The 26,149-nt window shown below is 51.0% G+C and carries 17 protein-coding genes; 13 read left to right on the top strand and 4 right to left on the bottom strand.

Annotation, left to right across the window (positions count from 1 at the left end):
- Positions 1 to 29: 29 nt before the first annotated feature.
- From AM329_RS22405 to AM329_RS22380, 6 genes are all read left to right on the top strand, one after another.
- Positions 30 to 341, top strand: a complete 312-nt coding sequence (locus AM329_RS22405) for a hypothetical protein (protein WP_000582609.1) — start codon at positions 30 to 32, stop codon at positions 339 to 341.
- A gap of 70 nt (positions 342 to 411) precedes the next feature.
- On the top strand, positions 412 to 2,280 hold the full coding sequence (locus AM329_RS22400; protein ID WP_223866199.1) for a DUF262 domain-containing protein: 1,869 nt from the start codon (positions 412 to 414) through the stop codon (positions 2,278 to 2,280).
- A 203-nt stretch (positions 2,281 to 2,483) separates the two neighbouring features.
- The gene (locus AM329_RS22395) at positions 2,484 to 4,040 is read left to right on the top strand and encodes a type I restriction-modification system subunit M (protein ID WP_032610120.1); all 1,557 of its coding nucleotides are present in this window, start codon (positions 2,484 to 2,486) and stop codon (positions 4,038 to 4,040) included.
- The gene (locus AM329_RS22390) at positions 4,037 to 5,260 is read left to right on the top strand and encodes a restriction endonuclease subunit S (RefSeq protein ID WP_032610121.1); all 1,224 of its coding nucleotides are present in this window, start codon (positions 4,037 to 4,039) and stop codon (positions 5,258 to 5,260) included. Before AM329_RS22395 ends, AM329_RS22390 begins: the two co-directional genes overlap by 4 nt.
- Before the next feature lie 116 nt (positions 5,261 to 5,376).
- Positions 5,377 to 8,493, top strand: a complete 3,117-nt coding sequence (locus tag AM329_RS22385) for an HsdR family type I site-specific deoxyribonuclease (protein WP_032610122.1) — start codon at positions 5,377 to 5,379, stop codon at positions 8,491 to 8,493.
- 143 nt (positions 8,494 to 8,636) lie between these two features.
- The gene (locus tag AM329_RS22380) at positions 8,637 to 9,191 is read left to right on the top strand and encodes a hypothetical protein (RefSeq protein ID WP_032610123.1); all 555 of its coding nucleotides are present in this window, start codon (positions 8,637 to 8,639) and stop codon (positions 9,189 to 9,191) included.
- A 465-nt stretch (positions 9,192 to 9,656) separates the two neighbouring features.
- Here AM329_RS22380 and AM329_RS22375 read toward each other — a convergent pair whose 3' ends face one another.
- Complete coding sequence (locus AM329_RS22375; protein ID WP_032610124.1) at positions 9,657 to 11,441, bottom strand: hybrid sensor histidine kinase/response regulator; 1,785 nt, start codon at positions 11,439 to 11,441, stop codon at positions 9,657 to 9,659.
- Positions 11,438 to 12,070: a response regulator transcription factor gene (locus AM329_RS22370; RefSeq protein ID WP_003862456.1), complete on the bottom strand. Its 633-nt coding sequence runs from the start codon at positions 12,068 to 12,070 to the stop codon at positions 11,438 to 11,440. The genes AM329_RS22375 and AM329_RS22370 overlap by 4 nt, the downstream gene beginning before the upstream one ends.
- A 175-nt stretch (positions 12,071 to 12,245) precedes the next feature.
- Between AM329_RS22370 and AM329_RS22365 the strand changes: the two genes are divergently transcribed.
- Together AM329_RS22365 and AM329_RS22360 are read left to right on the top strand one after the other, a co-directional pair.
- Positions 12,246 to 12,560, top strand: coding sequence for a lipoprotein (locus tag AM329_RS22365; protein WP_003862457.1), 315 nt, complete (start codon positions 12,246 to 12,248; stop codon positions 12,558 to 12,560).
- Positions 12,561 to 12,676: 116 nt separating this feature from the next.
- Positions 12,677 to 15,754, top strand: a complete 3,078-nt coding sequence (locus AM329_RS22360; RefSeq protein ID WP_032610125.1) for an autotransporter outer membrane beta-barrel domain-containing protein — start codon at positions 12,677 to 12,679, stop codon at positions 15,752 to 15,754.
- Positions 15,755 to 15,815: 61 nt separating this feature from the next.
- Here AM329_RS22360 and AM329_RS22355 read toward each other — a convergent pair whose 3' ends face one another.
- The gene (locus AM329_RS22355; protein WP_003862459.1) at positions 15,816 to 16,343 is read right to left on the bottom strand and encodes a LuxR C-terminal-related transcriptional regulator; all 528 of its coding nucleotides are present in this window, start codon (positions 16,341 to 16,343) and stop codon (positions 15,816 to 15,818) included.
- A gap of 668 nt (positions 16,344 to 17,011) precedes the next feature.
- Here AM329_RS22355 and pgaA point away from each other — a divergent pair.
- The 4 genes from pgaA to pgaD are packed head-to-tail and all read left to right on the top strand — an operon-like array spanning position 17,012 to position 23,151.
- Positions 17,012 to 19,450, top strand: a complete 2,439-nt coding sequence (gene pgaA, locus AM329_RS22350) for a poly-beta-1,6 N-acetyl-D-glucosamine export porin PgaA (RefSeq protein ID WP_032610128.1) — start codon at positions 17,012 to 17,014, stop codon at positions 19,448 to 19,450.
- 8 nt (positions 19,451 to 19,458) lie between these two features.
- Positions 19,459 to 21,396 carry a poly-beta-1,6-N-acetyl-D-glucosamine N-deacetylase PgaB gene (gene pgaB, locus AM329_RS22345; protein ID WP_075155271.1) on the top strand — a complete coding sequence of 646 codons (1,938 nt, stop codon included), beginning with the start codon at positions 19,459 to 19,461 and terminating at the stop codon, positions 21,394 to 21,396.
- Complete coding sequence (gene pgaC / locus AM329_RS22340; RefSeq protein WP_003862462.1) at positions 21,389 to 22,720, top strand: poly-beta-1,6-N-acetyl-D-glucosamine synthase; 1,332 nt, start codon at positions 21,389 to 21,391, stop codon at positions 22,718 to 22,720. Before pgaB ends, pgaC begins: the two co-directional genes overlap by 8 nt.
- Positions 22,717 to 23,151, top strand: a complete 435-nt coding sequence (gene pgaD, locus AM329_RS22335) for a poly-beta-1,6-N-acetyl-D-glucosamine biosynthesis protein PgaD (protein ID WP_023323741.1) — start codon at positions 22,717 to 22,719, stop codon at positions 23,149 to 23,151. Before pgaC ends, pgaD begins: the two co-directional genes overlap by 4 nt.
- Positions 23,152 to 23,203: 52 nt before the next feature.
- On the opposite strand, the gene gss is transcribed toward pgaD, so the two are convergent.
- Complete coding sequence (gene gss / locus AM329_RS22330; RefSeq protein WP_003862464.1) at positions 23,204 to 25,066, bottom strand: bifunctional glutathionylspermidine amidase/synthase; 1,863 nt, start codon at positions 25,064 to 25,066, stop codon at positions 23,204 to 23,206.
- 183 nt (positions 25,067 to 25,249) lie between these two features.
- Here gss and yghU point away from each other — a divergent pair, with 183 nt between their 5' ends.
- The gene (gene yghU / locus AM329_RS22325) at positions 25,250 to 26,116 is read left to right on the top strand and encodes a glutathione-dependent disulfide-bond oxidoreductase (protein WP_003862465.1); all 867 of its coding nucleotides are present in this window, start codon (positions 25,250 to 25,252) and stop codon (positions 26,114 to 26,116) included.
- Positions 26,117 to 26,149: the final 33 nt, after the last annotated feature.

Genomic DNA, 26,149 nt, shown 5'->3' with positions numbered 1-26,149 from the left:
ATCACATTAACATGATAAGTGAGAAAGTTATGATTATCGATAAAGAATACGCACTTGTAGATGCAACAGCAAGACTTAACACTGACCTGAGGGATTATGAACATGAAATAAACAACGCCGCCATTATAACATTTGGCAATGACCTCATTGAGGTAATCGTATATCAGTTCAGCTTTATCATCAGCATCAGGGCAGAGGGTGAAAAAATAAAGCACGGCCTACTTGTTAACTTCGGTAAAAATATAGCAAGACAGGTTTCATCACTTTGTGCATCCGCAATGCGAGTCTACCCGAATGAAAAACACAAACCGAGCCGTCAGCTTTTCCATTGCATAAATTAGTTTGTGCAAAGACTGTACTACCGACACGCAATAAATTAAAATAGGCCAGCTAATATAACATATGAGGTTTATGATGGCTGGCCAGTATGAAAAAGCAATAACGATAAAACAAGCGATAGATTCAATTAATTTACGCCACTATCTTCTGCCTGCAATTCAGAGGAAGTTCGTCTGGAACAGCAGTCAAATATGTTTGCTGTTTGATTCCATCATGCGAGACTACCCGATAAACTCTTTCATGATGTGGGATATCCGTAGTGCCAGTATTAAAAATGATTACAAATTCTATGAATTCCTGAAAGAATACTGTCAGCGATTTAATGAAGAAAACCCCTGCGTAGCAACAAATGCTGGATTTCATGATTTCAAGGCGGTGATTGATGGTCAGCAGCGTCTCACATCATTATATATTGGATTGTGTGGAACGTATGCGTATAAACAGCCCCGGGTGTGGTGGCCTTCGGCACAGGATGATCGCATCCTGCCGCCAAGAAAGCTTTACGTCGATTTAACAGCGCCACTTAATTCAGACGATGAGCTCATGATGAAGTATAACTTCAGGTTCCTGACCGACAAGCAATACACTGATTCACTTACAGACAACAAACATCACTGGTTCTGCCTGCACGAAATATTCAAATACGAGCAGTATGATTCCCCGGATGATATTTTATTTAACGTTGTCGTACCAGAACTTGAAAAAAGAGGACTCATTTCCAGTGAGTTTTCCAGAAAAACTCTGCTTAAACTTTATACCAAGATAAGAACTGAGAATCTTATCCACTACTTCAATGAGAGCAGTCAGGACATTGATCATGTGCTGGATGTTTTCATCCGCACGAACAGCGGGGGGACAAAACTTGAGTTCTCCGACTTACTGATGTCAATAGCGGTAGCGCACTGGCAGGGTGATTTCAGAAGAGAACTGGATGAACTGACAAAAAACATTTATCAGAATAATGAAATGGGGTTTTATATTGAAAGAGACTGGTTCTTAAAAACCAGCCTGATGCTTATTGACTCTGACGTCCGGTTCAAAGTAAAAAACTTCACTTCAGAGGAGGTCGGTAAGATACAACAGCAATGGTCTGAAATAAAATCCTGTATCAAGGAGACCTTTATTCTTATCAGGCGATTCGGCATCAATCCACAGTCTTTGATATCTAAAAATGCAGTCATTCCTGTGGTCTACTGGCTTTACAAAAAGCAAACCAGTGGACATCCATTATATACAACGATTAATCTCCTGAATAAGAACCACAATGAACGCTCAGTAATTAGCCAGTGGTTTTACATGGTACTTCTGAAAGGGATCTTTGGAAGCCAGGCCGATGCGCTACTCACGAGCATCAGAGATGTAATGAAAAATAGTCTTTCAGATATTCATTTTCCTCTTGAGAAGATTATTGACAGATATAAAGGCTCGAATAAGGACCTCAGATTTGACGACGAATACATCGAAAGCCTTCTCAATATCAGATATGGCGAAGGTCGTTGCCGCGCACTATTGCATCTTCTGTTCCCTGAAATGAATCCGACCGAGGTGTTTCATATTGATCACCTTCACCCAAGAAATCATTTTTCAAAGAAATATCTTGAAAAATTAGATTATGTTGCGAACTCACCAGAGAACCTCAGCTTTTATGAAAATCCGGAATACTGGGACACCATACCGAATCTTCATTTACTGAATCACTCTCAGAATATAAGTAAACAGGATACTTCCCTGAAACAATGGCTATCTCAGCCATCAAACAACTATTCGCCATCAATGCTGTTAGTTTCAGATGAAAATATTGAGTTCATTCGCTTCCCGGAATTCTACAATGAGCGAAGAAACGCCCTGAAGCAAAGACTACTGAATCGGGTATTTCTTACAACAAAAATAGATTCATCACCATCCACAATGGATACGGATGAAGAAATTCTCACCGACTGAACGTTCAGCCCCGATAGTATTGGGGCTTCAGTATTTATCGTCAGCACAACGTTTCTACTGGCCTGACTGAAAGAGCGTTGGCTACACAACCGGGAAAACGAACTCTCAGTGAAACGTATGACATACAAAGCCTGTCATCAATATGAAATTGCGATAAAATCGGGCCAATAACAGTACTTAAGAATCATACAACAGGATACAAAATGACAAGCCTTCAGCAGCGTGCCGAGCTACACCGTCAAATCTGGGCCATTGCCAATGATGTCAGAGGCTCCGTAGACGGATGGGATTTTAAACAGTATGTACTCGGTGCACTTTTCTATCGCTTCATCAGTGAGAATTTTTCCAGCTACATGGAAGCAGGGGATGAGAGCATACATTATGCAGCACTTGATGACAGCATCATTACCGATGACATCAAAGATGATGCCATCAGGACTAAAGGCTATTTCATCTACCCGAACCAGCTGTTCTGCAACGTTGCAGCTAAAGCTAACACCAACGACAGGCTGAATGCTGATTTAAACAGTATCTTCGTCGCTATTGAAAGCTCTGCCTACGGCTATCCGTCTGAGGCCGACATCAAAGGTCTCTTTGCCGATTTCGATACGACCAGCAATCGACTGGGGAACACAGTCAAAGACAAAAACACCCGTCTTGCCGCCGTTCTCAAAGGCGTTGAGGGGCTAAAACTGGGGAATTTTAACGAGCACCAGATTGACCTGTTTGGTGATGCCTACGAGTTCCTGATTTCTAACTATGCGGCAAATGCCGGTAAGTCTGGCGGGGAGTTCTTCACACCTCAGCACGTCTCTAAGCTGATTGCTCAGCTTGCGATGCACGGTCAGACTCACGTCAACAAAATCTATGACCCTGCAGCTGGCTCCGGTTCACTGCTGCTTCAGGCGAAAAAACACTTTGATAACCATATCATTGAAGAAGGTTTTTATGGTCAGGAGATAAATCATACAACCTTTAACCTGGCGCGTATGAACATGTTCCTACATAACATCAACTACGACAAATTTGATATCAGACTGGGGAATACCCTGACTGAGCCTCACTTTGTCGATGAAAAACCGTTTGATGCGATTGTCTCTAACCCGCCGTACTCGGTTAAGTGGATTGGCAGTGACGACCCGACCCTGATTAACGATGAGCGCTTTGCTCCGGCTGGCGTACTGGCCCCGAAATCAAAAGCGGACTTTGCATTTGTCCTACATGCGCTGAACTACCTGTCTGCTAAAGGGCGTGCAGCAATAGTTTGCTTCCCCGGTATTTTCTACCGTGGCGGTGCAGAGCAGAAAATCCGCCAGTACCTGGTCGACAATAACTATGTTGAAACGGTGATTTCTCTGGCACCGAATCTGTTCTTCGGCACCACCATTGCCGTTAACATTCTGGTGATGTCAAAGCACAAAACAGATACCCGCGTTCAGTTTATTGATGCCAGCGGGTTGTTTAAGAAAGAAACCAATAACAATATCCTGACTGATGGTCATATCGAAAAGATTATGCAGGTCTTTGCCAGCAAAGCAGATATTGACCACCTCGCGAAAACAATCCCTTATGAAACAGTATCCGCCAATGACTATAACCTGTCAGTCAGCAGCTACGTCGAAGCCATGGATACCCGCGAAATTGTAGATATTGCAGTGCTGAATGCCGAGCTAAAAACTACCGTCAGCAAAATCGATCAGTTGCGCAAAGACATTGATACGATTGTGGCCCAAATTGAAGACAATGAGGCACGGGCATGAGCGAGTTAAGTTATCTGGAAAAACTGCTGGATGGCGCTGAGGTTGAGTGGCTGCCACTCGGTGTTTTAGGTGAGCTTGTTCGTGGAAATGGCTTACCAAAAACTGATTTTACTGAGGCAGGTATTCCTGCTATTCACTATGGTCAGATTTATACCTTTTATGGCCTTTCAACAGAAACCACAAAGTCCTTTGTTTCACAAGATACAGCTAAAAAGCTGAAAAAAGTAAATACTGGCGATGTAGTGATCACTAATACAAGTGAAAATCTTGATGATGTCGGTAAAGCCCTGGTTTATCTTGGTAAAGAGCAAGCTGTCACCGGCGGCCATGCGACAATATTTAAGCCCAGGGAAGGTATTATTGGAAAATACTTTGCTTATTTCACCCAGACAAATTCATTTTACAATGAAAAAAGAAAGTACTCAAAAGGGACAAAAGTAATTGATGTTTCCGCATCAGATATGGCAAAAATAATCATCCCCATACCTTGCCCCAACAATCCAGAAAAGTCTCTTGCTATCCAGTTAGAAATTGTCCGGATTCTGGATAAGTTTACTGCACTTACAGCTGAGCTTACAGCTGAGCTTACAGCTGAGCTTAATATGCGAAAAAAACAGTACAACTACTATCGCGACCAGTTGCTGAGTTTTGATGAGGATGAAGTTGAGTGGAAGATGCTGGGAGATCTAGGGGAAAATCTGGATTCGAAAAGGAAACCCATTACCAGCGGTCTGAGGGAAGCCGGAAGTATTCCTTATTATGGCGCTTCTGGAATTGTCGATTATGTTAAAGATTACATTTTTGATGGTGATTTTTTACTGATTTCTGAAGATGGCGCAAATTTGTTAGCCCGCAATACGCCTATAGCATTTAGTATCAGTGGTAAGTCTTGGGTAAACAATCATGCACATGTGATTAAATTCGATTCCTATGCAGAACGAAGGTACGTGGAGTACTATCTGAATAGCATTGATTTAGCCCCCTATATTTCCGGAGCAGCGCAACCAAAACTAAATAAGAAAAATTTAGAGAGCATACGTATTCCAAATCCTTCACCTGAAGATAAAGAGCGAATAGTTTCTATTCTGGACAAATTTGATGCGCTAACAAACTCCATCAACGAAGGCCTTCCTCGTGAAATCGAGCTACGTCAAAAGCAGTACGAGTACTATCGTGACTTGCTGTTCAGCTTCCCGAGACCAGAAACCGCCAGCAACTGACGGACCATTGATACCGGCAGGGTTTGTTCTCACCCGCCCGGTATCAGGCTTTACGAATGCCGGAAGACGCTTCTGATATCCTTCCGGACTTTGCCAGATGACGCACAGGATGCACCATGACACAACAGACACACACCATTGCTGAATCAAATAACTTTATCGTCCTTGATAAATACACCAAAGTTCTGGATACCGGTGACAGCTACCAGAGCGAATCGGACCTTGAGCGGGAGCTGATTCAGGACCTTCTTAATCAGGGGTATGAGTTTATCTCCGTTAAGTCACCGACTGCGATGCTGGCGAATGTGCGGGACCAACTTCAGCGTCTTAATGGTGTGGTGTTTAACGAAAGTGAATGGCGGCGTTTCGCAGAGCAGTATCTCGACAGCCCCAGTGACAGCAGCCTGGACAAAACCCGTAAAATCCATATCGACTATATCTGTGATTTCACGTTTGATGACGGTCGTCTGGAAAACATCTATCTGATAGATAAAAAGAACCTGCTGCGCAATAAGGTGCAGGTCATTCAGCAATTTGAGCAGACTGGCTCACACGCTAACCGTTATGACGTCACCATTCTGGTCAACGGCCTTCCACTGGTGCAAATCGAACTCAAAAAACGCGGTGTGGCGATTCATGAAGCCTTTAACCAGATACACCGTTACAGCAAGGAAAGCTTTAACAGCGATAACTCCCTGTTTAAATACCTGCAACTCTTCGTGATTTCCAACGGGACTGATACCCGGTACTTTGCCAGTACCACTAAGCGGGATAAAAACAGCTTTGATTTCACCATGAACTGGGCAAAGTCGGATAACACTCTGATTAAGGACCTGAAGGACTTTACCGCCACTTTCTTCCAGAAGCATACTCTGCTGAATGTTCTGTTTAATTACAGCGTGTTTGACAGCAGCCAGACGCTGCTCGTCATGCGCCCCTATCAGATTGCTGCCACTGAGCGAATCCTCTGGAAAATCAACAGCTCTTTTAAAGCGAAGAACTGGTCAAAACCCGAAAGCGGTGGATTTATCTGGCATACCACAGGGTCAGGAAAAACCCTGACCAGCTTTAAGGCCGCACGTCTGGCTACGGAACTGGACTTTATTGATAAAGTCTTCTTCGTGGTCGACAGGAAAGACCTCGATTACCAGACCATGAAGGAGTATCAGCGCTTCTCTCCGGACAGTGTCAATGGTTCCGATAATACAGCAGGCCTCAGAAGAAACCTGGATAAGGACGATAACAAAATCATCGTCACAACCATTCAGAAACTCAATAACCTGATGAAAGCCGAAGCTGACCTGCCCGTCTATCAGCAGCAGGTGGTGTTTATCTTTGATGAGTGTCACCGCAGCCAGTTTGGTGAGGCCCAGAAAAACCTCAAGAAAAAATTCAGACGCTTTTATCAGTTTGGTTTTACCGGTACGCCTATTTTCCCGGAAAATGCACTGGGGGCAGAAACCACCGCCAGCGTCTTCGGGCGTGAATTACATTCTTACGTAATTACTGATGCGATTCGTGATGAAAAAGTGCTGAAGTTTAAGGTGGACTATAACGATGTCCGCCCACAGTTTAAGTCTCTTGAAACGGAAACAGACGAGAAAAAACTCAGCGCGGCTGAAAACCAACAGGCATTTTTGCACCCCCTGCGTATCCAGGAAATAACGCAATACATTCTCAATAACTTCCGGCAGAAAACGCACCGAACCTTCCCGGGAGCTAAGGGCTTTAACGCCATGTTAGCAGTTAGCAGCGTGGACGCGGCGAAAGCTTATTACACGACGTTTAAAATGCTACAGGAAGAAGCAGAGAAGAAATCTGGCAGCTATAAATGCCTTCGGGTGGCAACCATCTTCTCCTTTGCTGCAAATGAAGAGCAAAGCGCCATTGGTGATATTACTGACGAAAGCTTTGATACCAGCGCGATGAACAGTAGTGCGAAGGAATTTCTGGATGCAGCCATTGATGACTACAACAACCACTTTAAAACCAATTTCAGCACCGACAGTAACGGCTTCCAGAACTACTACCGCGATTTAGCTCAACGAGTGAAAAATCAGGATATCGACCTTCTCATCGTGGTGGGAATGTTCTTAACCGGCTTTGATGCCCCGACGCTTAACACTCTTTTCGTTGACAAAAACCTCCGTTATCACGGCCTGATGCAGGCATTTTCCCGCACAAACCGTATCTATGATGCCACCAAAACCTTCGGCAATATCGTGACTTTCAGGGACCTGGAGCGTCCGACCATTGATGCCATCACACTTTTTGGCGACAAAAACACCAAGAATGTGGTACTGGAAAAAAGCTACGAAGAGTACATGCAGGGCTTTACCGATGCGGCAACCGGTGAGGCTAAACGAGGTTTTATGGCTGTTGTTTCGGAGCTGGAGCAGCGCTTCCCTGACCCTGCTAGTATCGACAGTGAAAAAGAGAAAAAAGCCTTCGTCAAACTGTTTGGTGAATATTTGCGGGCAGAAAACATCCTGCAAAACTATGATGAATTTGCCACGCTGAAAGCCCTGCAGAAGGTTGATATTAGTGACCCGGAAGCGGTAGAAACCTTTAAAGCAGAGCACTATGTGGATGATGAAAAATTTGCTGAATTACAAACCATTCGTCTCCCGGCAGAACGTAAAGTTCAGGACTATCGCTCAGCATACAATGATATCCGGGACTGGCAGCGACGCGAAAAAGCAGCAAACGACAGGGATAAATCAACCACAGACTGGGATGACGTGGTGTTTGAAATTGACCTGCTCAAGTCGCAGGAAATTAACCTGGACTACATTCTTGGCCTGATTTTCGACCACAACAGAGAGAAAAAAGGTAAAGAAGCCCTGACTGAAGAGGTCAGACGCTTAATCCGGTCAAGTCTGGGCAACCGTGCCAAAGAAGGTCTGATTGTTGACTTTATTCAGCAAACTAACCTTGATGACATGCCGGACAAGGCCAGTATCATTGATGCATTCTTTACCTATGCTCAGCGTGAACAGCAGCGGGAAGCGGAAGCGTTGATTAAGGAAGAAAACCTCAATGAAGAGGCTGCAAGGCGTTACATCCGCACATCACTCAAACGGGAGTATGCTACCGAAAATGGCACTGAGCTAAATGAGACGCTACCAAAGCTCAGTCCGCTGAATCCTCAGTACAAAACGAAAAAGCAGACTGTATTCCAGAAAATTGGTGCCTTTATAGATAAATTCAAAGGTGTTGGCGGAAATATTTAGTAATATACACAATGGAAATAATTTGAGGCTCTTTTTACCGCGATTGCTCTGTTCTCTCAAATCGGATTAAGTAGCCTCAGCGTGTTCTTTGGCTGCTGCATGTTGGTAGCAGCAAGTAGCAGTAAGACATTGAGATGAAATAAATGATAAGAATCAGGCTCGTCACTCTCACTTCTCTGGTAGTTGCATTCGCACTGACAGGCTGCAATGAGTCAGACATCGACAAAATAACGTTAATTGGGAAAGACAAAAGTGCCCTTGAGAGCCAGTACCACGCACTCTTTGAGAAACGAACTCCAAACATCGAAGCATTCGCGCTGTTTGAAAAAATAACACCTGAAAGTAAAGAACCGCATACCACCGGTGGTTTAATTGATGGAAAAGTAGAGTCGAGCATGACGACAAAGGTTGGCAAATACACCTTCATGCAACTCGATGAAATGCTGTCGAAGGAGTACGGTAAGCCAGTAGCAACCAAAGATCAGGTGTTGGATGTGACAGCGTTAGATGGTCTAGATTGTGCTAAAACCATGTCATGCGCAGCAGGTAAGTATTATGAAATCTTCCGTGGTAAGGAACGGCTGATCATGATGATTAACGGCACCGGATTCATGAATAATGAAGAGGGTGTGACGTTACTGACCTTCACCGACAAACATTTAAAAATGGCACGTCTGGAAGAGGACAATAGAAAATAATTGGCACTTCCTTAGTTTTTTTGCTCCGTAAAGCACCCCATAAAATCATGATGGTTTAAGGTTCCAATGGAGAAAATTCTATCAAACATGTTCTTATTCCAATTACAACCAAATCAAGATTAGATCCGATGGTTCAAAATCAACGAGAAAAACTCTGTTATGCTGCATCACCCATTCAGTGGATATCTTATCCACATGGTAGCTTTCTGGTAGTTGATGTATGTTTTTTTTTGAACAAGATAAGTAATTCGCTTAACTCATATGGATTTTTCAGCAAGGTCTTCCTTACGAGAATTGTAGTTAATAAGAATTATGTTCTTTCTTTGGCCATTTTTAAAAGGGATTGAAAATCCCCGTGTCCTTGGTTCGATTCCGAGTCCGGGCACCAAATTTCCTATTAACGGACCTCCACGGAGGTCCGTTTTTGCATTCTGAGCCCGCCAGAATCATTACTTCTGCATTCCCTTAACGACACCCCAACCACTGCGTCAGCAGCGCATGCAGTTTAGCTGGCTCCAGAGGCTTACGGAGTACCAGGTACCCCTCCTGCTCCGCCTCCAGCAGAACCGGTGAATTAAATTCGCCGCTAACTATCGCGCCGCTCATATCCGGCAGACGTTCAAAAAGCGCTTTCAGGATATCGAAGCCGCTTTCGCCGGATCGCAGGCGCTGGTCGCACAGCACGGCGAACGGCGTAAAGCCGTCGTCGATTATGGCAAACGCTTCTTCAGCTGAGGCCGCACAGCGTACGTCGATTCCCCAGACGCTCATCAGACTCTCCCAGGCAGACGTCACCAGCGGGTCGTCATCGACAACCAGGCAGGAACCGTGCAGCGGCGCATAGCGTACCGGCGTGGCGGTGTTATCAGCGGCGGGCGGGGTATCCAGCACGCTATCTTCGCCAGTATATTGGGTAAAGCGCATCCAGAAGCGTGAGCCTTTACCTTCAATGGATTGCATCCCGTATTTCACCTTCATCAGCTTGGCGCAACGGGCAACGACGGCCAGTCCCAGCCCGTGTCCGGCGCTGTCGATCTTCCATGCCAGCTCGGGGCGGTAGTAAGGTGAGAAGATTTTGCCCTTCTCTTCATCGGCGATACCGACTCCCGTGTCCCACACCTCCACCATACACTCGTCACCGCGCGGTCGGATGGCGACCAGCACCCCGCCCTGGAGCGTGTAGCGAAGGGCGTTTTGAATCAGGTTGATCAGGGACTGTCGCACCAGTAGCGGATCGCCCATCACGTAGATATGGCGTTTAGGCCGCCGGATGCACAGCCTAAGCGCGCGGCTGTTGGCCTCTTCACGAAACAGCGTGATGACCGAGTCGAGCAGAGCACCGATATCCACTTTGGTCGGGGCAGAGAGGACATTCCCGGATTCTATTTTGCTGAGATCGAGCAGAGAGTTGAGCATTAAATGTACCGAGCGAACGCTCTGCTGAAGGTCAAGAAGCTGTGGCGTCAGGCTGCCGTCCCGGTTTCGATGGAGGATGGCTTCGATCAGAAAGCCCATAGCATGCACAGGCTGGCGCAGATCGTGGCTGGCGGTGGTCAGAAACTGATTTTTATCCAGCAGTGCCTGCTCCGCGTCCTCTTTGGCCTGACGAAACTGTTCCGCCAGCCGTGAGCTTTTTTCCTCCAGCAGCGCTTGCTGAATAAAGAACGCATGGGAAGTTAACGCATGGCGGTAAATTGCGAAGCCGTAAAGTAGATTCAGCATGAGCACGATGAACATCAACTCATCCAGCCGCCAGATAATACCGAGGTTCAGCACCCCCCAGGAGGCGAAGAAAAAACGCGTGAAGGTACTAATGACAGGCGTCAGATGTGTCGCATTGGCGGCGACGATGGCGGCGATGCTGATATTAAGTAACAGGAAAAAGTCAAAATTCTGCGTCTGTGGCGTAATTAAATAGAGTGAAGAAATTCCCAGCCCGTGAATAAAGGCAATATTATTAATACGCGGAAGCCAGCGTCGCAGGACGTCCCTCTCACCGTTTTCTTTCGCTTCACGCTGATAGCATCGGTGCAATAGTCGTATCGCCACGGCACATAGCAGATAAATAATTATCCAGATAATCGTTGGGCCGAGGTCGTCCCCAAGCATATAAATCCAGATGGCGAAAGGAATACCCACAAAGGGCACAGCACTAAAGCTAAATACCAGCCGCAGAAAGGTGTTGTTTAGCAAACGGATCTGCGCCGGAGCAGAGATACCATCATTTTGTAAGCTCTGGAAAAACCTCATTCCGACGGTTCCTGCTTGCCATGCAGAAGCGTGATGGCTTCAACCCGGCTGTTAACGCCTATCTTTTTCAATATATTGCTGATGTGTTCTTTGACCGTGGGCTCAGAAATTGAAAGCTGTGCGGCGATTCGTTTATTTGGCAGGCCGCGCATAATCATATTTAACACGTCTATTTGTCGCGGCGTTAAGTTAAATTTACTTAACTTCTCATTATTGGCCTTAACGGAAATTTCGTTTCCCTCAGGAAACCAGGTCTGATTATCAGTGAGTGCGAAAACGGCCCGCGAGAACATCTCAGGTGGCTCGCTTTTCAATACAAAACCGTGTCCCCCGGCGGCATTAACTTTGCGCCAGATATCATTATTGTCATCCCCGCTGACCACCAGGAGTCGTACCTGTGGGTAAAGTTGTTTTACTTCTTTGAGTAATTTCAGGGCCGTTCCGGAAGAGAGCCAAAAATCGATTACCAGCAAACGTGGCGGGCCATGATCTCTAATTTGTCGGTAGCAATCATCCTCATTCGTCACCACACACGCCTGTTTAAACTGGCAATGTGTAATCAGAAAATTGGCGATGCCGCTTGCTACCAATGGATGGTCATCAACGACTAACGCATAATTCTGTCCCAAAGGATCCTCCTTTTACCTTCGCATATCTTAGAGTACAGATGAATTATTATCTACCCACCCTACTTTAGGAGGGTTTTTTCGATTAGGAAAGAGAAATATATTATTCGCTGATTTGGGTAAAAGAAAACATAAATAAAATCAGTGAAATTAACTGGTTGGATATCAAGGATAATTTATGAAAAAACCACTAATCGTTTTAACCGTTACGTTGATGTTAGCCGGTTGTTCCACGTTGAAAACCGATCAGGCTATTCCACTCCTCCAGGCGGAGACCGCTAAAATGCTGGGACTGGGCTCATCGGATGAAATAACTGTGACCAACGTTAATGGCGCCCAGCCGGACGCACTGGGAGGACAAAAACTCTCTTATCGCGCCACGACGGAAAAAGGGCGTATTTTCGATTGCTCATCAATGATGATGCCGGGAATTTTAGGATCCGCACCGACGCTGAGCGCGCCAACCTGTACACCTGTTGTCACACATAAATAATTAACGCCGCATCAAAAGGCGTACATAAATAACGCCTTTTACATTATCTGGCGTATCTGAGTTTTCATAAAAAAACGATGTTCCTGACATCATGCTAATGAGTACGGAGATAGCCCGTGAATAACTCTACATCGCATTCTTTAGCGGTTAAGACGCCGCTTTCCAGACTTTACCTCGCTCTATTTTCCGCGCCGCTGTTACTGTTTTTACCTGCCGATATAGCGCGTGCAGCCGATGCCTTTTTTGATGGCGACGCGCGTATTACCGAAACGCTGGGTTACACCGGAGATGTTTATGTTGGACGTAATCAACGCGGAAACCTGTTGATCGATAATGGCAAAATCACCGCCTATAACATCAATATCGGTCGGCTGTTCGACGGCAAAATTTATGAAAGCGTGGTCACGGTCCGTGGGCCAGACGCTGAGCTTAACGCGGTGAACGATCGGTACGTCCTGCGCGGCGACCTGAATCTTGGCCTCGGCACCCTGCGAGTCGAAGAGGGCGCGCTGGCGAGTGCAAAGGAGATTGTTGTCGGCACCACCCGCGGCTACGACAGCCACCTTATCGCCACGGGTGCTGGCTCTCGTGTGACCAGTAATTTTCTCAGCGTAGGCACCGATCTGGGCGCACGCTCCACGCTTGCGATTGAAGACGGCGCTGCGCTCAATACCGCTTACGATGCACGCATCGGCAACGGTACCGGACCGGGTGAAACCGACACGCTGAGCCCGAAAGCCACCGTCACAGGGAGCGGCTCACAGTGGAACGTTGGCCGTACGTTGACGCTTTATGGTGACCTGGACGTGCTGAACGGCGGAACGGTTAACGTTGGCGACGTGCAGGTGGCAGGCGTCTCCGGGGCAGGGAAAACCGCCGAGCTGGTTATTGCGGGCGAGGACTCACGCTTTACCAGCGGCAGCAGCGTGAGCGTGGGCGATTACGGTAATGGCGTGCTGTCTGTGATTGACGGCGGTTCATTTTCCGCTGGCAGCAATGCGCTGATCGTGGGGACATCGGGTTCCGGCTCGAACCGGGGTGCGCTCATCATCGGCAGCCGCGGCAATATGGACACCGGCACGGGTTTAACTGAGCCAACGCTTGGCACGGCGGGCGGCGCAGGTACCCTCGATGCGAAGACGGCAATAAGCCTGCGTGGCGGACTGTTCGGCAGCTATGTCTACTTCAACCATACCGACGGAAATTACATCTTCAGCAACACGATGAGCGGTGAAGGTGATGTGATCAACACCTCCGGGCAGACGACGCTGAACGGCGATCTTTCCGCACTCAAGGCGAACGTCACCGCGCGGGGCGGTAAAGTCATTATTGCCAGCAATATTAATACCCAACCAGAAGACGATATTTTTGACGTCCAGACGCTTAGCGCGGAGAACGGCGGCACGCTGATCCTCAATGCGACGGCGGGTTCAGACGTCAGCAACGGGGTGGGTTACAGCAGCGCCGCGTCAATCAAGTCCGGCGGCACGCTGGGCGGCAACGGGACGCTGGGCCAGACCGAGATCCTGTCCGGCGGACATATCTCGCCCGGCGACGGCACTATCGGTACGTTGACGCTGAAACGCTATCTGAACTTTATCGGCGAATCCTTCTATGACGTCGATATCGCAGGAGATGGCCGCAGCGACCAGCTACTGGTATCGGGCAAAACCACCATCAGCAATCAGGCTAAGGTACAGGTCACCGCGCTGGATCCGCAAACCAGCTATAAAACGGGCCAAAGCTACCGCATTTTGACCTCCGACGGGGGAATTGACGGTGAGTTCGCCGGCGCGATCTCCAAATCCGCCTTCCTCGACGTGGCGCTTAAGCAAAGCACCAATGCCGTCGATCTGACCATCGCGCAGAAAGAGACCGGTGGCGAGAATCCTGGAGGAGAAAATCCCGGAGGCGAAAACCCTGGCGGTGAGAATCCTGGTGGTGAAAACCCCGGAGGCGAAAACCCGGGCGGTGAGAATCCTGGCGGTGAAAACCCCGGAGGTGAAAATCCTGGCGGTGAGAATCCTGGTGGTGAAAACCCCGGAGGTGAAAACCCGGGCAGCGGCAAGCCGGGCATTTTCCAGACCGTGGCCCAAAGCAGCAACCAGTGGAATACCGCTGGCGCGCTCTCCACGCTGACGCAAAGCGGCCAGTCTCTGGCGCTGTATAACTCGCTGCTTCTGCTAAGCGCGCCGGAAGCGCGCGAGGCGTTCAACCAGCTTTCTGGTGAAGTTTATCCGTCAATGCAGTCCAACCTGATCGCTGGCAGCACGCAGGTGTTTAACGTGTTAAACCAGCGCATGCAGCGCGCGTTTGATAACGACAGCCTGCCGATACCACCGTTAGCCATGTCGCTGGTGCAGCAGCCGGAGCCGCAAAACAATGGCGTCTGGGGCCAGACCTTCAGCTCCTGGAGCCGAAACAGCGGCGACGGTAACGTGGGCAAGCTGGACGGCAACACCACCGGCTTCCTGCTGGGGGCAGATCGCAAGCTGGCGGACCATAACGTGCGTGTCGGCGGCTACTTCGGCTACAGCCGGGGTGATTACGACGTCGACAGCCGTCGCTCCTCAACGGATACCGACAACTATCACCTTGGCCTGTATGCGGCGGGTCAACAGGATGCGTTCTCCCTTCGCGGCGCGCTGGGTTATACCTGGCACAAGATCGAAGGCGAGCGCAATGTTGATTTCAGCGGTTTCTCGGATCGGCTGAAGTCAGATTACGACGCCAACTCCCTGCTGGCGTTCACCGAAGCGGGCTACCGTTTCGGCCAGCCAGACAGGAATATTGAGCCGTTCGTCAATTTATCGTACATCCGGCTACATACCGACAGCTTCAGGGAAGACGGCGGTGCCGCTGCGCTGAGCGTCCGTAACGAAACGATGAACACCTTCTACACGACACTCGGGTTGCGCGGTGTGACCGAGCTGCCGAAGCACGTTAACCTCTACGGTTCATTGGGCTGGCAGCACGCCTATGGCGATAAGAATACCTCTTCGCGCATGGCGTTTGCGGGCAGCGACGCGTTCATTACTCAGGGACAGGCCGTGGATGAGGATGTGATGGTCGGTGATATCGGCGTGAGCGTACAGCTGTCGCGTGCTGCGACGCTGGATGTGGGTTACCAGGGACAATATGGTGCGGATACCCGCGTCAACTCGGTTAACGCCAATCTGCGCTGGTCGTTCTGAATTATTTCCATTAAAAGAACCCGCCCTCGTGGCGGGTTTCTGCTTTTGGCTTCTGACGAAGCTAGGGATCGTTCCCAACCGCGTCCAGCAGTTTGTTTTTAAAGATAAACAAACACGCCTCGTTGAAATTCCCTGCCCCTAACCGCTCTGACAGCACCGTTCGCTTGCGATAGAGACTTTTAACCGACATATTCAGCTTATCTGCAATCTCTTCCATTGACCTCCCTGCCTTCAGCAACCGGATCATTATCGCTTCGTGTCGACTCAGCCGTAAGTTAAGCAGCCATTTGGTGGTCAGACGCCTGCCTTTCATATCGAGCACCAGATTGAATAACGACGCCATATCCGGAGCCGTAAGCGACGTGTTCATAAACAGCTTCATACTGAGAAGATCCTCCTCTCGAGGACGCATATCCAGCATAACGCAGCAGATCGTTTTTCTCGTTCTGGCCGGATGGCGTATCAGGTAATCATATAAACGGAGCGGCGTACGGCTATCAATCAGTACAGTATATTCATTTGCGTCGGTATCAAATATGTTTCTGTCTATCGAACTGAGGCAAATTATATCCGGGAAAAATAGCCGCATCCCCCTGACAAGGAAACAATCCTGAGTCACTAACACTATTGAAGTCGCCACTAACCATCCCTTTTAGATTAAAGCAAGCCCGCCTCTTAAGAAACAAGAACGCTTTCGTTTATAGCGTTTTACATTAACGGCAAATGTTTTCTGGCTTTGATCATCCCTCAATATGACATTGGTGAGCTAGACTTTTTGCAGACTATCACTCAATGCCTGGCGTTAATTATAAATAAAAAAGAATTTCAGAAAAGTCACTTCTCTGAACATTAAGAATTTTTGTCATGAAACTTCCCAAACATGCACCAGAAAGTACTTTAATTAACTCAGAAGAACTTCATTTCGAATATAACAAAACAGGAAAAAGAGAAAGAAAAATCATTTAATATCAATCAACTAAAAACACCAACCCTGCACTGAATTATCTAAAAAACTTACTTCTCCCAGAATTATCTCAAAACCTCCCAGCCGCTTTTCAACTTATTTATCCCCCAACACATCGGGTGTACATTAAGCCCAATCAGACCACTGAGATGAGGGCTCATAATTACCTTTAAGTAAGTACCCCATAACGTAGCATCATTCAGATTTAATGTTCTCCTTTATGCCCTTTAACGCAGAGTTAAAAGGCGGCCGTGTTATGCAATGGATTCACAATAAACAAATGGCAAATAGATATGGAAAGATCGCTTAGCTTCACTACGTTATTCTTTTATCGCACCACAATATTATTGTTCCTGCTTTTACTCTTTCCTGTTCTGGTTCAGGCTGATGAATCCGTTTATGAGCATCAGATACAACAGGCACGTAACGGTAATTACGCTCTGTTTCTTGATTACCTACAGCGCTATGAGCAACAACATGCTTTAACACCCGGACAGGTTGCGGACTGGTTACAGGTAGCCTCCTGGGCAGGACGCGATGACGAAGTTATCCGGGTCTGGCAGCGTTATGGTATTTATATGCCGCTGCCCGCTCGCGCCATCGCTGCCGTCGCCCAGTCCAGAAGAAACCAAAAAGCCTGGCCATCGGCCTTATCGCTGTGGAAAGAGGCGCTCAGCCTTGCGCCGGATAACGACGATTACCGCATCGGCTATGTGAAGACTCTGGCCGATGCCCGCAAAGATCGCCTCGCGCTTTCGGAAGCCCGGCAGCTGGTTAAAGACAATCCTTCTCCCGCGCACCTTGAGACGCTCTCCTATGTCTGGATGCGCCAGGGAAAAAACAGGGATCGGCTGCTGGCTGACATGCGCGCACTAAGCGCCGCGCCAGGGAATGAGGCCCTTCTTCGCGAGACGATCGATGCGCTAACGGATAACCGGGTAAGCACGCCCGCACTCTGGCTGTCACAAAACGCGGCGATGTCCCGCGCGGAGCGTCGCCGCCTTGAGCGTAACGCCGCGGCTGAACGGGTACGCCTGGCGGATGTGCCTGGCAGAACGGAGAAAGAGCGCCTGCGGCTGGCACAAAACGCGTTAGATCGCTATCACGCCCTGCTTTCCCGCTGGCAAAACGACCCGCAGGCGGCTGAAGACGTCATCCTTGCCCGTATCGATCGGCTTGGCGCCCTGTATGCGCAGGGTAATTACCGGCAGGTCATTAGCGAATATGAGTCGCTGACGGCCGCACAGCATCCGGTGCCGGACTGGGCCATCGGCTGGGTGATCTCTGCATATTTGCAGGAGAAAAACACCGTTGCCGCCTTCTCGCTTGTGCAACGCTATCCACACTACGCCTCCGATCCGCAGGATGAGGAGCATGCGCTTTTCTACGCCTGGCTGGATACGGGGCAGTATCAGGCCGCCCGCCGCTACGTTGAGCGCGAGACCCGCAGCGTTCCCTGGACCCGCTACGATTTCGGGTCCCCCGCCGCCCAGCCAAACGATCGGTGGCTTACCGGGCAGTCACTCAAATTTAACTATTTGCTGGCAACCAACGCCCTGCCGGAGGCCGAAAAGCTGTCGTATCGTCTGGCGTCAACGGCGCCGGGAAATCAGGGATTACAGATTGATTATGCCGCCCTGCTTCAGGCCAGAGGCCTGCCGCGCGCGGCCGAGCAAAAGCTTAAACGAGCAGAGGCGCTCGAACCCACGAATCTGGAGCTTGAAAAACAGCAGGCTTACGTCGCAATGGACCTTCAGGAGTGGCGCCAGATGGATTTACTGGCTAATAACGTAATTGCTCGCGCCCCCGCCGATCGCAGCGCCCGTCGCCTGGACAGACTCAGAATGGTCCACCATATGTCTGAGCTGCGTCTGAAGGCGGGTAAAGGATTGCACTCAGATAACCCCGTCAGCGGTAGCCACGACATGAACTGGGACGCCACGCTCTATGGCCCGCCCGTGGCGGATAGCTGGCGGCTGTTTGCCGGCACCCGCTATGCCCAGGGGAATTTCGACGAAGGTAAAGGCATCAGCCGCCACCTGTTGGGCGGCGTTGAGTGGCGCCCCCGTGACCTCACGCTCGAAGCCGAGCTCTCCGGCAACCACTATCACGGCAAAAACAGGCCGGGCGCACGGCTCTCAACAACTTACAGCCTGAGTGATAACTGGCAGGTCAGTGGTAACCTCGAGCGCTTGTCACGCGCCACACCCTTACGGGCATTACGCAATGGGATTAGCGCCAACCGGGGTGAAGGTGGGGTGCGCTGGTATCAAAACGAGCGACGTGAATACCAGTTCAACGCCGCAATCAGCCGCTTCTCAGACCACAACCGCCGTCAGGAATACACCCTCTCTGGGAAAGAGCGTCTCTGGCAGACCCCGACCCTGACGCTGGATCTCGAACCGGGGATCGCCGCCAGTAAAAACAGCCTGCGGAATACGCTCTATTACAACCCGGCACGGGATCTGTCCGTGACGGCTGCCCTGTCCGTTGACCATGAGATGTACCGCCACTACGACACTCTCTGGAGCCAGCAGTTCGTGGCAGGCGGGGGCAGCTACTGGCAGAAAAATCAGTCACCTGGCGCCGTTACCCTGCTGGGTTACGGGCAACGCATCCAGTGGAACAACGTTGTCGATACTGGCGTGATGCTGAACTGGGATAAGCGCCCTTACGACGGCAAACGCGAGAGCAATCTCTCCGTCACGTTAGATGCGACTTTACGCTTTTAAGGATGAATATGCTGAACACACGTTTTTCTGTAAGCCTGATCGTCATCGGCTGGCTCTGCCTCAGCGCGAGCCTCTGCGCGCAGCCGCTCTCCTTTATGGCCCCTGAAGAGAGGCCGCAGCTGGAGGCCAGCAAACCCTGGCCGGAGAATCAGTTTTTGGTCCTGGCCTACCACGACGTCGAAGATGATGCCGCCGATCAGCGCTACCTCTCCGTTCGCACCAGCGCGTTAAACGAGCAGATAAGCTGGCTTTTGCACAACGGCTATCACGCCATTAGCGTGCAGGACATTCTGGATGCGCATGAAGGAAAAAAAGCGCTGCCGCCGAAAGCCGTTTTGCTCAGCTTCGACGACGGTTATAGCAGTTTTTACACCCGGGTCTGGCCCCTGCTTCAGGCCTGGAACGTTCCTGCGCTGTGGGCACCGGTGGGCAGCTGGGTGGATACGCCGGCAAATCAAAAAGTTAACTTCGGCGGTCTGATGACGCCCCGCGATCGCTTTGCCACCTGGGATATGGTTCGCGAGCTCAGCCAGTCCCCGCTGATTAAGATTGGCTCGCATACCTGGGCCTCGCATTACGGCATTCCGGCCAACCCGCAGGGAAGCCGTGAACCCGCCATCGCTAACCGTTTTTTTGATAACGCGACGGGGCATTACGAAACCGATGAACACTTCAATCAGCGGATCGCCGCAGACGTACGGAAAGTCACCGATAAAATCACCCAGGTGACGGGAAAAGCGCCGCGTGCCTGGGTGTGGCCCTATGGGGCTGCTAACGGTACATCGCTCGCTATCGCCCAGAAACAGGGCTATCAGCTGGCCTTTACCCTGGAGGACGGGCTGGCAAACGTGCGCGACCTCGGCAACATCCCGCGCCTGCTGATTGCCGGAAATCCGTCGATAAAAACCTTTGCCAACACGGTTAGCCGCGTTCAGGAGTTTGAACCGGTGCGCGTCATGCATGTTGATCTTGATTACGTCTACGATCCCGATCCGGCCCAGCAGACGAAAAACATCAACAAACTCGTCCAGCGGGTCTACGACATGAAAATCAGCCATGTGTTTCTCCAGGCGTTTTCGGATCCGCGGGGCGACGGCAGGATCAGCGCGCTCTATTTCCCCAACCGTCGTCTTCCGGTCCGGGCCGATCTCTTTAATTTTGTCGCCTGGCAGCTACAAACCCGCGCGGGAGTGAAAGTCTTCGCGTGGATGCCGGTTCTCTCTTTCGATCTCAGTCCAGCCTTGCCGCGCGTGCAGCGCCGTGAGCGTCAAACGGGAGAGTTGACCGTGGCCGCCGAGCCCTATATCCGGCTCTCCCCCTGGAGTCCGCAGGTTCGCCAGCAGGTGACGGAGATCTATGAAGATCTGGCCCGCTATGCCAGCTTCAACGGGATCTTGTTCCATGACGACGCAGTGCTGACGGACGTTGACGATGCCGGACAGGATACGACCCGGCAGAAGAGCCAGCGGCTTATCGGCTTTACCCGCACCCTGAGCCAGGCGGTGAAAAACATCCGTGGCCCGCAGATCAAAACCGCGCGGAACATGTTCGCGTTACCCATTCTCGAGCCGGAAAGCGAGGCATGGTTTGCGCAAAATCTGGATGATTTTCTGGCGGCCTACGACTGGACGGTGCCGATGGCAATGCCGCTGATGGAGTCCGTCCCGGCAGAAGAGAGCAATGCCTGGCTGACGCGTTTAGTCAAAGCCGTCGCCGCACGCCCCGGCGCGCTAAATAAAACGATTTTTGAGCTACAGGCCAGGGACTGGGCACAGAAACCGCAGCGTGCCGTAGCCGATGAACGTCTGGTGGAGTGGATGCGGGTGCTCCAGCTGAACGGCATCAAAAATTACGGTTATTACCCCGACGACTTCCTCAACAACCAACCTGATATTTCGCGTATCAGGCCTGAATTTTCTTCGTACTGGTATCCTGACAATGACTGATCGCATTATCGCCTTCTCTATTTTGTGTCTGGTATTCGGGTTGCCGTTAGGCGTAGCCGCGCTGTTTACTGGCGAACTGATTCTGGACTTTGTCTTTTTCTGGCCGCTGTTTATGTCCGTGCTCTGGGTAACCGGCGGCCTCTATTTCTGGTTTCAGCTTGAACGGCACTGGTCGTGGGATAACGCAACACCCGCCCCCGCCTTAGCCGGTGAGCCGTTAATCTCGATTCTTATTCCCTGCTTCAATGAGGAACGCAACGCACGGGAGACCATTAGCGCCGCGCTGGATCAGCGGTACTGGAATGTAGAAGTTATCGCCATCAACGACGGTTCTTCTGATAACACGGCGGAGGTACTGCAACAGCTGGCGCGGGAGCAGCCGCGCCTGCGGGTGATTAATCTCGCGGAGAACCAGGGGAAAGCCGTGGCGCTCAAGGCCGGCGCTGCGGCGGCCCGGGGCGATCTGTTGGTCTGCATTGACGGCGACGCCCTGCTCGACCGCGACACCGCGGCGTATCTGGTGGCACCGCTGATTCAGTATCCCCACGTTGGGGCCGTCACCGGAAATCCGCGTATTCGCACGCGCTCAACGCTGATTGGTCGTATTCAGGTGGGCGAGTTTTCTTCCATTATTGGCCTCATCAAGCGAACGCAGCGGATCTATGGCCGGGTCTTTACCGTCTCCGGCGTCATCGCCGCCTTTCGCCGACAGGCGCTGGCGGATGTCGGGTACTGGAGTCCGGATATGATCACAGAGGATATCGACATAAGCTGGAAGCTTCAGCTTCGCCACTGGGATATCTTTTTCGAGCCGCGGGCACTGTGCTGGATCCTGATGCCGGAGACGCTAAAGGGACTGTGGAAACAGCGTCTGCGCTGGGCGCAGGGGGGTGCAGAGGTGTTTCTGGTTAACCTGCGCAAGATGGCCCGCTGGGAGCATCATCGCATGTGGCCCCTGTTTCTCGAGTACGCCCTATCAACGCTGTGGGCATTTGCCTATGGGGCGACCGTGGTGTTGTTCATTCTCAGCCATATTATCCCTCTTCCCGCGAACCTGGCCGTTGCGAGCCTGTTTCCCCCGGCGTTTACCGGGCTGCTGCTGGGCGTAATGTGCCTGCTGCAATTCCTCGTCAGTTTGTATATCGAGCGGCGCTACGAGCGGAATGTGGCAGGCTCGCTGTTCTGGGTAATCTGGTTCCCGATGGTGTACTGGATGATTGGCCTGTTTACCACCCTCGTGGCATTTCCGAAAGTCATGCTTAAACGTAAACGCGCCCGCGCGCGCTGGATCAGTCCGGACCGGGGTAAAGGGAGCATTCAATGAACGAGAGTACGTTAATTTTGACTGAACATCGGCTGGCACCGCGTCTTTTCGATGCTGCATTAACGCTGATAGCCTGGGGAGGATTCCTGTTTTTCCTGTACGCCAGGCTGTGGATGCAGTTAACCGAGGAGGGCGATCACCGCTGGAACGTAATTATCGCCTCGTTTAATACAGTGCTGGTTTATCTGCTGATTGCCGCGTTCAACGGCTGGCTGCTGATCCTGTGGTATCAGTACAATCGCCGCCGCGCGCATGTGAGGCGGCGTCATCCGGAAATGTTGCGCCATGACGAGCTTGCCCAAAGTTTTAACGTCACGCCGCAAATTATGTCCGAGATGAGCCAGTACAACCTGCTGACGGTTTACCATGACCAGATTGGCCGGATCATTGATTTGAAGATCAGCGAGCAGCAGGACGAGAAAGAAGAGTAAGAAAAAGCCCCCGCAGGTTATCCGGCGGGGGCTTTTTTTTCGCGGGTATGAATTAGTTATCCTTCACCACAATCAGCGGTTCAATATCGCTCTCTTTCTTCACCACCAGCGAGTTATCCCCACGCAGACAGGTTCCGCCATAGTTCCCGCCCACGGTAAAGGTGCAGACCTGAATGTATCTGCCGTCAACCTTCGGCAGGCACCATAGCTGCTGGTAGATATTCTTGCGGTCAACAAACTTGCCGCTGGACTGGTCCAGCAGTTCGTCCTGGGCGCCGATCAGATCGATATTGCTCCCGCAGCGTCCGGCGATCGGTTTAACGGCATAACCGGTCCGTTTGAGCAGATCGTTGACCTCAAAATCGGTATCCAGCAGGTAACGGTGGTTCGGGAAGAGCTGCCACAGCACCGGCAGGATCGCCTTGTTACCTGGGATCACCGTCCACAGCGGTTCAAAGACCAGCACTTCCGGACGCAGCAGGACATCAATCAGGCGCACTTCACCTTGCGGGTGACCGGTGCGGATAGGCACGGCGGCGTACTCGGTTTCGCTCACCTCGCGGATCTGCTCAATCGCCGTTTCCCATGCCCAGGTTTTCCATACGCAGTTAACGTGACGGCCTTCATCATCAATCAGTTGCCCGGCGGCATCCCAGCTCAGCGCGCCCAGTCCATGCAGGATTTTGGTTTCAAACCCGGCCTGGATCAGCGAGCGCTGAATAAAGAGCGCGTGGTAATCCTCTTCAATATCGTTGTCCTGCATGATATGGACGAACGGCCGCGCGTGGCTGTGCTTCCATGCGCCGGTCAGCTCCTCCAGCAAGCCTTCCGCCGGATTGTGGCCGGTGCCGCGATAGCCGTTTTTCACCCACTCTTCAAGAATCAGCCCGCCCTCGGTATGGCAGGAGGCGGAATCCGCGTTGTACTCGTAAACCTTAATGCCGCGCTCATCCATGCAGAAATCCATACGACCGGTGATCATATGGTGGCGACGCCACTGCCAGGAGAGGCGCAGACGCGGCCAGAGGATTTTTGGGATGTCGAAAAGCGCGAGTAAGCTGTCGTCTTTCAGCACCTTGTCGGTGGCATGAAGGTACATCAGGTGCAGTTCGTTGGTGGCTTTGATCAGCTCCTGCTCGGCGCTTTCGGTAATGGTGAAGTACTGGCAGGGATCGTTGTTGATAACGTGGCCGTTGGCGCGAACGTACGCCTGTTGCAGGGCGTCGTTTTCATTGAGCCATTTTCCGTCGAACTGGCGGTTGTTCTTCAACCGCGCGCCGCTGATTTTCAGCAGTTCACCGTCGATCTCCGGCTGAGGAATACTGTGTTCCGTCTCCTCCGTCTGGATCATCCAGCCGAGGATCTCGGTATCGTTGAACGTGTCATGAAGCGTATAGCAACCGTCCTCCACGCTCAGACGCAGCTCGCGCGTCCACTGCTGCCCCATCGGCAGCGGGGAGTGAATAACGTTCTGCTCGGCAATGCGCACTCTGTCATCCAGCAGCTGGGTAATGACGGCGACGTGGCCGGTCTCATGAAACTCACCGCCCTTTTGCCAGATGAGCAGCGCACCGGCCTGCGGCGCGCGTTTTGAGCCATTGGCAAAGGCCTGTAGCGGCAGAATATTGTCGTTTACCACCTGGCGCAAAAAACGCAGGGAGAAGATCTCCCACGCCATCCCGACGTCGGTAAAGACAAACCCGTGATTGAGAAACAGGAAACGGCGCGCAAACTCAACGCACTGCCATTTATGGCCCATGTACTCGTTGCCGATATAGCTGCGGAATTCCGCATCTTCCGGGTAGTGACGCGGATCGAGACTGCCGTAATTTGAAGAGTAAATCGCCACGCCACCCGGCGCATAACCTAATAACGTCCCGAAGGGGGCGTCACTGCTTAACGTTCCTTTACGCATGTGTCCAACCTAAAACAGGCAGGCGGCAATTTTTTTGTGGGGTTGTCGTCGTCTGCACGTTGTAATTAACTGACAGAGGTGGCGTTATCATACACCCGCCCTGCCCATTACGCTCGCATCGTTAAACGGTTCCTGCATCTCCTGCTACACTGCCTCAACACAACACCAAAGAGGCAGGCCAACATGTCAGATAACACCTATCAGCCACCGAAAGTGTGGGAATGGAAACAGAATAACGGCGGCGCGTTCGCCAATATCAACCGTCCCGTCTCGGGCGCGACGCACGAGAAAGAGCTACCTGTGGGCGCACACCCGCTCCAGCTGTACTCACTCGGTACGCCGAATGGACAGAAAGTTACCATCATGCTGGAAGAGCTGCTGGCGCTGGGCGTGACGGGCGCGGAATACGACGCATGGTTGATCCGCATTGGCGAGGGCGATCAGTTCTCCAGCGGTTTTGTCGACGTGAACCCGAACTCGAAGATCCCGGCCCTGCGTGACCACTCCACCACCCCGCCAACGCGCGTCTTTGAATCCGGCAATATCCTGCTCTATCTGGCCGAGAAATTTGGTCACTTCCTGCCAAAAGATCCGGCAGGACGAACGGAAACCCTGAACTGGCTGTTCTGGTTACAGGGCGCGGCCCCGTTCCTCGGCGGCGGTTTTGGCCACTTCTATAACTACGCGCCAGTGAAGATTGAGTACGCTATCGATCGCTTCACCATGGAAGCTAAACGCCTGTTCGACGTGCTGGACAAACAGCTGGCGCGCGGTCGTTACGTAGCGGGTGAGGAATATACCATTGCGGATATGGCAGTCTGGCCATGGTTTGGCTGCGTGGCGCTGGGCAGCGTCTATAACGCCGCCGAGTTCCTGGATGCCGGGAAGTACACCAACGTGCAGCGCTGGGCAAAAGATGTGGCGAATCGTCCGGCCGTGAAACGCGGGCGCATTGTTAACCGTACCAACGGCGAGCTGAACGAGCAGTTGCATGAGCGTCATTCAGCAAGCGACTTCGATACCCAGACGGAAGATAAACGTCAGGGTTGATCCATGACCGGGCGGTTCGCCGCCCTTCTTCCG

The organism is Enterobacter cloacae complex sp. AR_0002 (assembly GCF_001922365.1).
GTDB lineage: Bacteria > Pseudomonadota > Gammaproteobacteria > Enterobacterales > Enterobacteriaceae > Enterobacter > Enterobacter hormaechei_C.
The sequence above is the reverse complement of the archived record's forward strand: the minus strand, read 5'-3'. Positions and strand labels throughout refer to the sequence as shown.

Bases quoted from the DNA above. Each gene is read 5' to 3' on its own strand.
- AM329_RS22390 (WP_032610121.1), top strand. From the start codon at position 4,037: ATGAGCGAGTTAAGTTATCTGGAAAAACTGCTGGATGGCGCTGAGGTT.
- AM329_RS22400 (WP_223866199.1), top strand. From the start codon at position 412: ATGATGGCTGGCCAGTATGAAAAAGCAATAACGATAAAACAAGCGATA.
- AM329_RS22380 (WP_032610123.1), top strand. From the start codon at position 8,637: ATGATAAGAATCAGGCTCGTCACTCTCACTTCTCTGGTAGTTGCATTC.
- AM329_RS22395 (WP_032610120.1), top strand. From the start codon at position 2,484: ATGACAAGCCTTCAGCAGCGTGCCGAGCTACACCGTCAAATCTGGGCC.
- pgaC (WP_003862462.1), top strand. From the start codon at position 21,389: ATGACTGATCGCATTATCGCCTTCTCTATTTTGTGTCTGGTATTCGGG.
- pgaB (WP_075155271.1), top strand. From the start codon at position 19,459: ATGCTGAACACACGTTTTTCTGTAAGCCTGATCGTCATCGGCTGGCTC.
- pgaA (WP_032610128.1), top strand. From the start codon at position 17,012: ATGGAAAGATCGCTTAGCTTCACTACGTTATTCTTTTATCGCACCACA.
- pgaD (WP_023323741.1), top strand. From the start codon at position 22,717: ATGAACGAGAGTACGTTAATTTTGACTGAACATCGGCTGGCACCGCGT.
- AM329_RS22365 (WP_003862457.1), top strand. From the start codon at position 12,246: ATGAAAAAACCACTAATCGTTTTAACCGTTACGTTGATGTTAGCCGGT.
- AM329_RS22375 (WP_032610124.1), bottom strand. From the start codon at position 11,441: ATGAGGTTTTTCCAGAGCTTACAAAATGATGGTATCTCTGCTCCGGCG.
- AM329_RS22405 (WP_000582609.1), top strand. From the start codon at position 30: ATGATTATCGATAAAGAATACGCACTTGTAGATGCAACAGCAAGACTT.
- gss (WP_003862464.1), bottom strand. From the start codon at position 25,066: ATGCGTAAAGGAACGTTAAGCAGTGACGCCCCCTTCGGGACGTTATTA.
- AM329_RS22355 (WP_003862459.1), bottom strand. From the start codon at position 16,343: ATGCGGCTATTTTTCCCGGATATAATTTGCCTCAGTTCGATAGACAGA.
- AM329_RS22385 (WP_032610122.1), top strand. From the start codon at position 5,377: ATGACACAACAGACACACACCATTGCTGAATCAAATAACTTTATCGTC.
- yghU (WP_003862465.1), top strand. From the start codon at position 25,250: ATGTCAGATAACACCTATCAGCCACCGAAAGTGTGGGAATGGAAACAG.